Here is a 12,539-nt window from a genome sequence, read left to right on the forward strand (position 1 = left end):
GGTGGATTATTTTAGAAAAGAGGTAGTTACACGTCCTTTTCGCAGCCTTGTCGATCTCTTACATCGGTAATTATGGTTCATCTGTAATTGGATGAGCACATGGATTACGCAATGAGGTCCCCTATTTCGCAACTGGGGGCTACCCTTTTAGAAATACTGCTGACGCTTGCAATCGCCGCTTCACTGCTCATTGGCATAAGCTCGTATCTTTGGGACCAAAGTCGCAGCCAGCAGGACATCGTAGCCGCTCAGTTCCAAAACCTTATCGCTACGGCAGCCCAGAACTATGTCCAGGATAACTATCAAACGCTCCTTTCGGGATCATTGCCGGCCACGATTACAGTTTCACAACTGATTACTGGTGGCTACCTGTCTTCCAGCATGGCGTCCACAAACGTTCTTGGCCAGACGGTTTGCGTCAAGGTGGTATCGCCAGTATCAAATTCCCTTGCGGCACTTGTGATGGCCACCGGTACAGCGACTACCTATGCACGGGCAGCACATATTGCGGCACTCATTGGCGCTCTCGGAGGTGCTGTCAACTCCAGCGGCGATCTCAAAGGCACTGGCGGCAGCTGGTCCATCTCATCTTCAACTCTCAGTGGCTATGGCAGCTGTGCATCTGGCTCTATGGTGGAGGGGCAGTTTGCCGCCTTCCTTTACTTCTCAAATGGATCACTGGTTTCTGACTTCCTGCACAGGTCCTATGTTGGGGCTTTGTCGGCCAACACCATGAATGTTCCACTGGGTCTTGCCGTGGAAACCTTGGGAGGAGGGTGCAGTTCTACTTATGTGGGCTTCGTTGGAAGAGATAGCACCGGGCAGATTCTTGCATGCACTTACAACGGAAGCTCCTACATCTGGACAGCGACCGGCGGTACATGGAAAACGCCAGTTACGGACTTTTCATCGCTGCCAACATTGGGCAATTCCAATGGCGACGTACGGATGGAACTGACCAACTATCGGGCCTATGTATGGCAAGCCACGCCTAAAACGTGGAAGGCCCTCGCCGTCGATGACAGCGGAAACATGAGCATCCCCGGAACGCTCACAACTGCCAATATTTCGGCTTCCGGCACCATTGCAGCGACAGGAACAGTCACATCCAGCTCGACAACATCGGGCAATACCCTTGTTTCTAATCTTCTGGCCACCTCGGGAGCTTCATGCACGGGTTATACGTCAGGTGCGATTGCCAGGAACTCCGATGGCACCGGCAAATTGCTTTCTTGCCAAAGTGGCGTGTGGGCCAATCTGGGGGGATTGTCTGAGAGCAATTGCGCGTGGTACGGGACATCATCCGGTGGTGACAATACTTGGCATACCGATATGTGTCCGACCGGCTACTACATGAAAGGTTGGCATGCCTTTGCCTCGACTTACCTTGACGATAACGATGCAGCGTATTGTTGCCAGCCATGAGACCAGAGGGCTGCATCTGGTCTTGCTTGCTCCTTAATTTGACTATGCGGACTGTACCGGCACTTTCGTGGGCAGATGTCCGCACAGGGGTGCAGAAATGACTGGTGGAGAGCAAGGTTAATGGAGCAGTTGGACAAGTTGCTGTACATCCAGGGCGGGCGTTGTTTCTTCTGTCGCAAGGTGATGACCAAGGACGAGGCAACAGTTGAGCACTTGGTTGCGATAGCGAATGCCGGCGGCAATGGCGAAGACAACACGGTCGCCTGCTGCAAATCGTTGAATCAACTTCTCGGCTCGCGGTCGCTTAAGGAAAAGCTGCACATCCTGTTGGCACAGGGTAGTAATTTCTCATGCCCTCCAGTTGGCGTCCGTCTTTTAGACACGGGCTATCCAGCGAAGTCAGTAGCATCCGTTACGGTTGTTTCTGGCAAGCAAAAAAAGGGCAAGTCGGCAGGTTGCAAGAAATCGAAGCCCAAGGGAAAGCCATTGACACATGGAGGTCATAAGACGGTGCCAACGAATGTGGTGCCCATCTCCTCGGTTCAGGCTGATGCAAGCGGGCTGGATGTCATGCGCACCATTGCGTTGGTCGTGAAAGACCCGCGCCTTGCTCAGTCAGCCAGTCCCAAGCGCCGTCTCTCATTCTGCAATCACCTGCTTGCATCAAGCTTATTGAAGAGCGCGGGACTGACCACTCGGGATCATGCAAGCGTGGTGTACGAAAAAATGATCAATCTTGGCCTGCTTGTCGAGCACAACGGCAATCTCGTCTATCGGTTTGATCAGAGCCGTTTAGCGAAGGTTCTTGCAGTGGACCAACACATCTGCATGACGAACGCATAATTATGATGGATCTTTTATTTAGTATTCCCGGGAATACACGCAAAATTTGTATTCCCAGGAATACTCGCGAAGGTTGTATTCCCGGGAAAACATAAGAAATGCCACGGGCATAATGACGATCTTGTTGGCCTATTCGTATAGTTACATGGTCTTTTCATAGACCCCTGTCTTCGAGCCACCTATTAGCATTCCCTTAGCCGAATCAGGGAATAGCAATGAAGACGCATAATGGAAGTTCGTGTAGGACGTTGTTGAATCAGGCGGGGCTCTCACTGATTGAAATCTTGCTTGCGTTGGCTATCGCCACGTCCATGCTGGTAGGTCTGAGTTCCTATATGTGGGATCAGACCAGGTCCCAACAGGATGTATTGCTTGCCCAGTACCACAACATCGTCACCCAGGCTGCACAGAACTACATACAGGATAACTACTCCTCCATCAGCGCTGGCTCGTTGCCGGCCACCATCACCGTTGCGCAACTCATCTCCGGCGGCTATCTCTCAACAGCAGTCAGCAGTACAAACGCGCTTGGCCAGACCGTGTGCGTCAAGGTTGTTCAGCCAGAGAGTGGTTCCTTGTCAGCAATGGTCATGGGGACTGGGACAAATACAACCTACAGTCGGGCCGCACATATCGCATCGCTGATTGGCGCTTTGGGTGGTGCAGTTGATTCAACCGGCGCAGTGAAGGGTGCTGGTGGTAGCTGGAACATCGACTACAGCACCGCAGCAACATACGGCACATGCAGTAGTGGGGTACTGTCGGCCGGTCAGTTCGTCAGCTTCCTGTACTTCTCCAACGGTTCATTGGTCTCGGACTTTCTGCATAGGTCCTATGTCGGCAGTTTGTCTGCCAATACGATGAACGTACCGCTTGGGTTATCTTTAAAAACAGCCGGTGTTGATTGCACCGGCTACGTCGGCTTCATCACTCGCGACACTTCAGGCAACGTACTGGCATGCGTGAATTCGAGCGGTACGTACACATGGACCACTACTAGTGGTTCGTGGAAGTCGCCAGTGACCAACTATGCGGCGTTGCCGCTTTCAGGCAACAGTGACGGCGATGTCCGCATGGAGCTTGGAAACTATCGTGCCTATGTCTGGAGCGCTTCCGGGGCGGCGTGGAAAGCCATTGCCGTGGACAACAGCGGTAACATGTCCGTGCCAGGCACCCTGACGAGTGGGCCCATTAGTGCATCAGGGACGGTAACCACTACCGGCCAAGTTTCCGCAACAGGTGCTGTGAGTGGGTCTACATTACTCGCGAATTTGACTGCGACGGCAGGAGCCAGTTGTTCCTCTTATCCCGCTGGCTCGATTGCCAAGGACAATACCGGCAAAGTTTTATCCTGCCAGGGCGGGCTATGGGCAAGTAGTACGCTATCCCTCACCACAGTAACAGCTGCTTTAACAGGATGGTCGTGGCCAGCTACAACCGCGTCTTGCGGTGCTGGGAAGACCATTATATCGGGTGGGGTTGACTGCAGTAGCGGTGGCGGTGCTTCGGGCGTCGAAGTAAGCAGGATGAATGGCAATGGCTGGTACGGGCAGTGTTTTACCCAAAATGGCTTTGGGCGCAATTTGACCGTCTATGTCTATGCGTATTGCGCGGGGTAGGGTGATGACTCCCGGCCCAAAGCAAAGCTGATTGGTCTAAGTTCATACTGTGACTTGCTTCAAATGAGAAGAAAACAGGCGGGTCATTTGTGTATTACAGGACTTGTAGGGTCTTTTCGCCGCAGGCCAGGATAGGGTCTCTAAGTAACATCCCTTTAACAGAAAGGGATGTTGATGATGCGTGGCAAGCGAAGGCACAGGCAAAGCGTTAGGCCGCAGTTCGGTATCAGCCTCATTGAGGTGTTGATGACTTTGGCTATTGTCACGTCCATGCTGATTGGTCTCAGTTCCTACCTATGGGATCAAACCAGGTCACAACAGGATGTGCTGCTTGCCCAGTACCACAACATCGTCACCCAGGCTGCACAGAACTACATCCAAGACAACTACACCACCATCCAGGCGGGGACGTTTCCGGCCACCGTCACGATTAGCCAACTTATCTCTGGTGGCTATCTGTCTTCTGGGATGGCCAGCACCAACACTCTCGGGCAGACCGTCTGCGTCAAAATTATCCAGCCCACTAGTAGCACTCTCTCTGCACTGGTGATGGGTACAGGGGCAGTTACTACATATGGCCGCGCCGCGCATATCGCAGGCCTGATTGGCACACTTGGTGGAGCAGTCGATTCGACTGGTGCTGTGAATGGTGCCGGCGGTAGCTGGACGATCAATTCAAGCAATGCGGCGTCGTACGGGGCATGCAGTAGCGGTGCACTGACTATCGGGCAGTTCGTTTCAATGTTGTACTTCTCGAACGGTAGCCTTGTTTCTGACTTTCTCCACCGCTCGTATGTAGGGAATCTATCGGCGAACACGATGAATGTTCCCCTTGGACTACCGCTGAAAGCAGCAGGTGTTGATTGCACGGGCTACATGGGTTTCATCGCCAGGGACAGTTCAGGCAATGTGCTGACGTGCGTGAACTCTTCAGGGTCGTACACGTGGACTGCAACAAGTGGTTCATGGAAGTCGCCGGTAACCAACTATGCGGCTTTGCCTATTACCGGCAATAGTGACGGCGATGTCAGGATGGAGCTTGGTAATTACAGGTCCTATGTCTGGAGTACTTCCAGTTCTGCGTGGAAGCCTCTGGCTGTGGATGATAGTGGCAACATGTCTGTACCAGGTACGCTGACAGCTGGGAACCTATCGACGACAGGGGCAGTGATGGCTAGTGGCACGGTAACGTCCTCAGCGACCATCTCAGGCAAGACACTTCTTTCAACGCTTTCTGCTATATCAGGGTCTTCTTGCGCAGCCTATACACCAGGTTCCATAGCAACCAATTCTGACGGCACAGGATCAATTCTCACATGCCAAGGTGCTTTGTGGACCAAGTTAAGCTCGATGCCGACAGTTGCCACTGGTAACGGAGGGACTTTGCCGGCAGGCGGGACATGGACATGGTACGCATCGCGAGGTGACCAGTGGCGTGCTGCTGGAACTAATGCCGGTGGCACGGCCCCCTTTTGTAGTATTTGCTGGTGGATTGCGATCAAAGTTAATTGATCGCTTGTGTTAGGTAGATCAGCTGCGTAGCGAGAGAGCGGGTAGGATTTTGAATCCTTCAGCTGAGATAAAATAGGCTGGTCATTTGTTTATTGCGGGACTTAGAGGGTCTTTTCGCCTCAGGCCAGGATAGGGTCTTTAAGTAGCATCCCTTTAACAGAAAGGGATGTTGATGATGCGCAGCAATCGAAGGCACGGGCAAAGCGTTGGGCAGCAGTTTGGTATCAGCCTCATTGAGGTGTTGATGGCTCTGGCTATTGCCACGTCCATGCTGGTAGGTCTGAGTTCCTATATGTGGGATCAGACCAGGTCCCAACAGGATGTACTGCTTGCCCAGTACCACAACATCGTCACCCAGGCTGCCCAGAACTACATCCAGGACAACTACTCCACGATCAGCGGTGGCTCGTTGCCCGCCACCATCACTGTTGCGCAACTCATCTCCGGCGGCTATCTCTCATCAGCAGTCAGCAGCACAAACGCACTTGGCCAGACCGTGTGCGTCAAGGTTGTTCAGCCAGCGAGTGGTTCCTTGTCTGCAATGGTCATGGGGACTGGGGCCAATACAACCTACAGTCGGGCCGCACATATTGCATCGCTGATTGGCGCTCTGGGCGGTGCAGTTGATTCAACCGGCGCAGTGAAGGGGGCTGGTGGTAGCTGGAGTATTGATTACAGCACTGCAGCAACATACGGCACATGCAGCAGCGGAGTGCTGTCGGCCGGCCAGTTCGTCAGCTTCCTCTATTTCTCGAACGGTTCTTTGGTCTCGGACTTTCTGCATAGATCCTATGTCGGCAGTTTGTCTGCCAATACGATGAATGTTCCCTTGGGTCTCGCACTTGAATCACTTGGGACAGGATGCAGCTCAAACTATGTTGGATTCGTAGGTAGAGATAGCACCGGCCAGGTTCTTGCGTGCGTGAGCAATGGCAGTTCTTACTTGTGGACTGCGCTGGGTGGGACGTGGAAGTCACCAGTCTCGGATTACAACTCACTACCCATGACAGGTAACAGCACGGGGGACTGCCGGATCACATTGGACAACGGCAGAACTTTCGAATGGAATGGATCATCGTGGCAGGCCCTTTCTGTTGATCAAAGCGGTAACCTCACAGTCCCATCGACTTTGACTGCAGGTGCAGTGGCCGCCTCAGGGACAATTACCTCGGCATCTACCGTTTCTGGCAAAACGCTGATCTCTACTCTGGCAGCAACAAGTGGGGCCTCATGCTCTGGTTATTCAGCAGGTACGCTGGCGAACAATGCAGACGGATCAGGATCAGTACTCTCCTGCCAATCTTCAAAGTGGGCAAAACTAGGCGGCGGGATAACCGGGAGCTACACGAATATAGGGACAGGGACGGGAACCTACACTGGATATAACGCCAATAGCTACGCAGTCATGATCATGGTGTCTGGTGGTGGCGGCAGTTCAAATGCTGCGCAGCTTTTCGCTTCGGTTGGGAGTTTCGGTACTGTCGTGTCCAGCTCTACAAACAATATGAACTATTCCAAATATGTGAGCATCACTTTTGCAGTACCAGCCTATACCTCCTACACGATTACATCCTATCCGTATGCGAGTGGAGCCGCTTCATTTACCATTACACAGTTCAATTTGAACTAACAAGAAACCGCCTTGGAGGGCGGTTCTGGCCGGGTTTCAAAATGTCAGTAAACGGACCTCAATTGCTCTCGGCCGGCTTCTGTGAGTATGAACGTATCAGGCTCTGCGACACATAACATCCCGGCCTTGCACAGCGCGTTTATGGTTTGCTTGGCATGCCGCTCTGCAGCCTTTCCGACCAAGTACAACTTGCCGTCGCCTTTGTAGGCATCAAGCAGCGCATCTTCCTGTTTTGGAGTTAGTTGCATGCGGCGGCACCCAGGATGCGCAAAGCTTGGCGTACGGTATCGGACTCTGCCATCTGAAGTGGGTCATTCGTATCAGCCCAATGCTCTTTGGCGTAGTCTTCTAGGTGATGAGCACTCGCCGGTAACTTGCCCGTTTTCTTCCAGACGCTCACTTCAGGGCAGCGATGAACAACACTGTCACCGTTCGTTGATACTTTCAGTGCGGAATTGATCCGGGCCAGGCCCTCAAGAGTGATGGCCGGCATCCCCGACTCGGTCGCAGATGCTGGATCGCCTGAGATAATTGACTCAATTAGTGCAAGGCCAGCCTTGGCCACCTCAACTGCATCGCTTGTGGACAAGATGGGGCCATCCCCAAAACTGCGGCATTGGCCATGGGCAGTCCAGTCCAGTGTCTGGCCAACTTGCTTCAGTGCGTCAGCTACCAATTTCAGCTTATCGGCATCCGCCGTGATAGTGGTGCTTACTGTGCTCATAATTGCTCCAATGTCTATGCAGCTATCCTATTGGGGAGCGGCAGAATGTCAAATTGGAAGATTTGTAGTTCGCAGGATGATTTCCCGGCTTTTTTGACATTGGGTTAGCTCTTGGTACAGTACGGCACAAACAACCGGAAGGATTCAGTCTTGGCCGAAGTGCAAACGAGCGGTGCGATTTTCAAACTGTTTTATGGCGACGAAACTATCTGGGTAGGCGACACTTTTCATGATGACACTCTGATCAGAGTCGATGGTAAGGAATACGACAGTGAAATTATCGTCGAAGAAATTTCGGATGGGTCTGTAGTTGAAATCGTGCATGGCTATGTGGTCATGGACTCAGACCAAGAATGCAGTTTTGAGGTTTTCTTCAACAAGTGGCTGGCCATGCAGAGCCAGGCAGATGAGCAGGTGCTTGTGGTCCGTGTAGCAACTGCAAATCTGGACGCAGTGAAGGCAGCAATCGAAGCTGCTGGTGGTCAAATTCAATAGCGCCATGACCCGGTCGGGTAGGGGTGCATCAAGGCAAATACTGTGAAACAAGATTTCGAAACCATGTTCTGGACTGATTTGGTCCAGAAGCTTCACAAAGCGAACCCGAGCGTTGGGCTTTATGTAAGCCCTTCGATGCTCACCATGCTTGATCTCAGCGAAAACACCAGCGAAGCGCGAAATAAGGTACGCAAGATGGTGCTCGAATGGGCCGCATCACCCAAGCGCTGGAAGCAAGCTATCCCGGAGGATCACGACAAGGCGATTTCCTTCGAGTACCGGGACGATCACGTTTACATCAAGGCCCAGGGTGATGGTGATGATTGGCACTTCCACGTCGAGCACGACGATTCCCGAAATCCCCGTGTGTGGGTGACTGAGGTAATGGTCTCCTACGACGAATACGGCAGCATGGTTGGTGTTCGCAATGCATGTACCGCATTCGGCCAGGCCACACCCACGTATTCGACGCCGGCAGTGCTCAAGTCAATGATTCAGGCCGGCATGCTGAAGGACTTCGAAATGCAGGTTGGTGTAGCGCCCATTTTTGTCAGCGACCAGCAGGGCGTTGATAAACTGGTGGATTTCCTTGATGACCAGAATCGCACGCTTCCTGTGATGATTTTCACGCCTCTTGATGACAAGGGTATCTATCCGCTTGATGTGCGGATGGTTGCTTACACAATGCAAGGTGTTGCGCATGTTTTTGCACTAGACGGCTGGGCTGCGCGTGAGTTGAATAAAGAGTTCGGCCGGGCGCTGGGCGCGTTTGGTGGGGCCATCAGAACCTACCTACCGATGCTGAATCGAGCCGAGCCTCAGAAGCATCCCCTGCTCCTGCACAGGTCGATGCATGGCAAAAAACCCGCTGACCTTGAGAACATCCTGATTCGCTGTTCTTTCCGGACAAACTCTCACCAGGAGCAGGTCTTCAAAGAGTGGGAGGATATCCAGAAGTCCTTTGTTGGTAAGCCTGAGTTTGCCAAGGTTGTGCCCATTTAGCGCCGGATATTCGCCCAGATGAAGAAAGCCACCGAAGGCATGTTCTGGACAGATCAGGTCCATGCCCTGCAGCATAGAAACCCGTACACATGCGTCTTTGCGCAGCCCAACACCATTTCATTCATGGATCTGGTGGATGACAGTGAAGAGTCCCGGGCAAGCATCCGGCAACTGGTGCTGGAGTGGGCCGCTACAGAAAGGCGTTTGCGAAAGGGCATTCCTGCTGAGCGCGGCGGCATTCTATGTCACGAATACGAGGACTCGAATCTCTTCGTTAAAGTGCAGGGCGATGCTGACTATTGGCACTTTCATGCGGAATGTACTGAAGGCACCGGTCGTCGAGTCTGGGTGATTCAAGTCATGCTTACTTGCCAGGATGGACTGTGTAGAGTGGGTGTCCGAAACGCGTTTGCCACCACGACGGATTACATACCATCCTATGCGTGCCCGTCGATCATGCCAACCCTAGTTCAGAGTGGCTTGATGGTCGATGCCGACTTTCCAATTTCGTCTGAGCCCACTCGCGTGTACGGGTACGATTCGATTGAAGCACTGATGGAGTTCGTCAAGAACGAAAGCCGTGTGCTGCCCATTCTTCTTTTCAGCCCGTATCCCGGTCAATCGCATACGCCGAGTGATCACAAACTCTTCGCGGAGCAGAATCAAGGGACAGTACACGTCTTTGCGCTCACCCCTTGGGCAGAAAATACAATGCGCCGTAAGTACGGACAGGATATTGCAGTGTTCGGTGGTGGCGTGCGTATATTCCGAGCACTGTCGGGGCCTTTCATCGAGACGGATCATCCTGTGCTGTCCCTCAAGCACATAGCTGGCAAGTCCCGAACGTCGATAACCAACAAACTCCGGCGTCTCTCATTTGGCCAAGAGCTTCATTTGGCATCTATGTTTGAGCGCTGGCAGAAGTATGCGCGTCCCAAATCCGAGGTCCTGTCGTGAACCGCAATACCAAAATCATTCCGCTGCCAGAACTCACAGAGGACCTGACGCGCCATCCCTTTGCGTACGCCAGAGTTTCGCGCCCGTTCATTGATGATCTGGTGAAGCATATTGCTGGTCGGCGCGTGCTTGAATTGTTTGCCGGGCGGGGAATGCTGGCCGGCTACCTGCATGCGGCCGGGGTGCAGGTGACGGCCACGTCGCTGCATTCCGGTTATGATGGCCACTCTCAGGGTACTTATGCCGAGGTCTTGATCCACGAAGCCGAAGATGCCGTGTTGCAATTCGGCAAGCTCGCCGACATCCTGCTTATTGCATGGCCAGAAGTGACTGAGAGCGTGCTGTCTTCATGCCGGCTATGGGAAGCGTTCCACCCGGGTGGGGAAGTCATCTATATCGGTGAGGTGACCGACTATGCGGAAAGCCAATATGCAGGTTGTGCATCGGATGCTTTCTTCGAAGCCATGGACTGGCATCACCGATTTTCGAGCTATCCGACACCGAACTACATGGAGCGGGCTTTAGTTGGGCGTATTAAAATTTAATTTGTGATCGGATGGAGTGAGCGTAATTTCTCGGAAAACTTGCATTCAAATGTACTCATGAGACGATGCCCCCAATCTAATTTGGGGGCTTTTTTATGAACCGACGCATCCTTGTCGAGGCACTGATGGGGGCCAGTTTGCGCTCGAATGTCAGCACCTTGCGGGTATCGCCTAAGAAGGGCAAGCCGCACATCTTCAGTTCGCATGGCTGTTTGGTCGTAGCCAGCGGAACAGCCAGGCCGGAATCGAAGGTGGATGCCCTGATGTATTGTGACAACCGCTATCAGTCGCGGCAGGCAGTGGGGCAGGCATGATCGAATCCATTCATGCACTGAACTTCGCGGGCGTCCCGCATCTGGAAACATCCAGGTTCATGCTGTCTCACCCCGAAGGCATCACATTTTCCAAGGTCAGACCCAACGTTATCATCGGGCCGAATGGCGCAGGCAAGTCATCGCTGCTGACAACCATGTCCCTGCTGACACTCACCTACACGTTGGGTATCTCCCATCCCGACCGAATCTATCTGGATTTCAACCCCACGAGCCGGGACCCGCAATTGTGGTCGCAGCGCAAGAAGTATCACGAATGGTTATTCATGGATGGACTGACCGTGAAAACGGACAACGCGCCAGCGATGTACTTCCGTCCGTATCACATCCCCGGCAACGAGAAAAATCCGACGCATGCCCTGTTTTCAGGCTATAGCAGCCAGGCAAGATCCTATGTGCATTTGACGCGGCACAAATCGTCCGGCCAGCAGCTGCAGGCCTTGCTGGGAAGAATTGTTGCGGTGCTCAAGGGGGAGGAAAGCGTCCCCCCGCACAACATCCACACATGGGTTCGGGAGAAAGAGCGGCTTGAGAAGGAAGGTGGCCGGGAACTGTGGCGCGACGACTTCGCACGCCTCAAGGTGATTGTTGACCGTTTTGGTTCTGCGCCAGCTGACGCGCTGCCTTTGGTTATGCTGGATGAGCCTGACCAGAGTCATGATGCGATAGCCACGCGTAGCCTGTGGCAGGCCATTGAGAGTGCCGACACCAGCCGGATGCAGATCATCGTTGCAACTCACAGCCTGTATCCGATCATGCATCCCGACAAATTCCACATCATTGAAGCCGTTCCAGGCTATGCCAGTGAGGTGATCAAGGCGTTTGGCCTGTGAGCCAACTTGCGTTTCATCCGCCTTGTGTGAGCATGTCGCATAGATAATTCGTGGGGTTGGCGGAATGTAAGATGTGGCTCGAAATGATGTTGTGGCGCTGGAAGGTATTGAATACCAAGCAATTGAACATAAGGGTGGCGCGTGTGGCTTGTGTTCCGCTCGCCGCAATGAACAACTCTCCCTGTGCCTGCCACCGTGTGATCCGAATGTGAGACCGGAAGGACGAGCTTTGCGCTGGGCAGAAATTCGGAAGGAGAAGAATTATGCAGGTTGATGGTCGCTTGCTGTCGAAGGACGAATTAGCCGGTATTCGCGAGTATGTGCGTGCCGAAGTCGCGGGTGCCGCGAACGAAGGTAGTGCCGAGGTGTGTATTCGAATTGGTATCGGTGATGTGAAGCGCCTGTTTGGACATATTGATTCCCAGGCGGCATTGCTAGCTGAACGTCCTCAGGTTGCCGGTAGTGCCAAACATGAACGGGACATGCTGGCAGAGGCCATTCGTGATGCGGCAGTCAAAGCCGGGATTTGTTCACCGGATGTTCCTCTGACAGGCCCGCAGCTGCTGATGTTGTGCAACGACCTCGGTAGCAGTACGGCATCAATTACTGGCTAAGTGAAGAA

At 53.2% G+C, this 12,539-nt stretch carries 13 protein-coding genes; 12 read left to right on the top strand and 1 reads right to left on the bottom strand.

The genetic code is table 11. The features are described from left to right. Positions 1-99 precede the first annotated feature (99 nt). From pilV (ACODR9_RS03425) to pilV (ACODR9_RS03445), 5 genes are all read left to right on the top strand, one after another. The gene (gene pilV / locus ACODR9_RS03425) at positions 100-1,425 is read left to right on the top strand and encodes a shufflon system plasmid conjugative transfer pilus tip adhesin PilV (protein ID WP_488807619.1); all 1,326 of its coding nucleotides are present in this window, start codon (positions 100-102) and stop codon (positions 1,423-1,425) included. 120 nt (positions 1,426-1,545) lie between these two features. After that, on the top strand, positions 1,546-2,268 hold the full coding sequence (locus ACODR9_RS03430; protein ID WP_488807620.1) for an HNH endonuclease: 723 nt from the start codon (positions 1,546-1,548) through the stop codon (positions 2,266-2,268). A gap of 215 nt (positions 2,269-2,483) precedes the next feature. Continuing rightward, positions 2,484-3,887, top strand: a complete 1,404-nt coding sequence (gene pilV / locus ACODR9_RS03435) for a shufflon system plasmid conjugative transfer pilus tip adhesin PilV (protein ID WP_488807621.1) — start codon at positions 2,484-2,486, stop codon at positions 3,885-3,887. Positions 3,888-4,133: 246 nt separating this feature from the next. Then, a complete protein-coding gene (pilV, locus tag ACODR9_RS03440; protein WP_488807622.1) occupies positions 4,134-5,399 on the top strand; it encodes a shufflon system plasmid conjugative transfer pilus tip adhesin PilV in 1,266 nt (421 codons plus the stop codon). Between the two features lie 172 nt (positions 5,400-5,571). Continuing rightward, complete coding sequence (pilV, locus tag ACODR9_RS03445) at positions 5,572-7,029, top strand: shufflon system plasmid conjugative transfer pilus tip adhesin PilV (RefSeq protein WP_488807623.1); 1,458 nt, start codon at positions 5,572-5,574, stop codon at positions 7,027-7,029. A gap of 238 nt (positions 7,030-7,267) precedes the next feature. On the opposite strand, the gene ACODR9_RS03450 is transcribed toward pilV (ACODR9_RS03445), so the two are convergent. Continuing rightward, entirely contained in the window at positions 7,268-7,753 is a 486-nt protein-coding gene (locus tag ACODR9_RS03450) for a hypothetical protein (protein WP_488807624.1), read from the bottom strand. 150 nt (positions 7,754-7,903) lie between these two features. Here ACODR9_RS03450 and ACODR9_RS03455 point away from each other — a divergent pair, with 150 nt between their 5' ends. The 7 genes from ACODR9_RS03455 (at position 7,904) to ACODR9_RS03485 (ending at position 12,531) form a co-directional block, all read left to right on the top strand. Next, positions 7,904-8,248 carry a hypothetical protein gene (locus ACODR9_RS03455; RefSeq protein WP_488807625.1) on the top strand — a complete coding sequence of 115 codons (345 nt, stop codon included), beginning with the start codon at positions 7,904-7,906 and terminating at the stop codon, positions 8,246-8,248. A gap of 42 nt (positions 8,249-8,290) precedes the next feature. Next, positions 8,291-9,250: a hypothetical protein gene (locus tag ACODR9_RS03460; RefSeq protein WP_488807626.1), complete on the top strand. Its 960-nt coding sequence runs from the start codon at positions 8,291-8,293 to the stop codon at positions 9,248-9,250. An 18-nt stretch (positions 9,251-9,268) separates the two neighbouring features. Further along, positions 9,269-10,207, top strand: coding sequence for a hypothetical protein (locus ACODR9_RS03465; RefSeq protein WP_488807627.1), 939 nt, complete (start codon positions 9,269-9,271; stop codon positions 10,205-10,207). Further along, positions 10,204-10,752, top strand: a complete 549-nt coding sequence (locus tag ACODR9_RS03470; protein ID WP_488807628.1) for a hypothetical protein — start codon at positions 10,204-10,206, stop codon at positions 10,750-10,752. Before ACODR9_RS03465 ends, ACODR9_RS03470 begins: the two co-directional genes overlap by 4 nt. Positions 10,753-10,847: 95 nt before the next feature. Continuing rightward, positions 10,848-11,066, top strand: coding sequence for a hypothetical protein (locus ACODR9_RS03475; RefSeq protein WP_488807629.1), 219 nt, complete (start codon positions 10,848-10,850; stop codon positions 11,064-11,066). After that, a complete protein-coding gene (locus ACODR9_RS03480) occupies positions 11,063-11,917 on the top strand; it encodes a hypothetical protein (RefSeq protein ID WP_488807630.1) in 855 nt (284 codons plus the stop codon). Before ACODR9_RS03475 ends, ACODR9_RS03480 begins: the two co-directional genes overlap by 4 nt. 263 nt (positions 11,918-12,180) lie before the next feature. Further along, positions 12,181-12,531 (top strand): hypothetical protein, encoded by a 351-nt coding sequence (locus ACODR9_RS03485; RefSeq protein ID WP_488807631.1) that lies wholly within the window; start codon positions 12,181-12,183, stop codon positions 12,529-12,531. Positions 12,532-12,539: the final 8 nt, after the last annotated feature.

The sequence above is a fragment of the Aquitalea sp. FG25 genome (genome assembly GCF_057809375.1).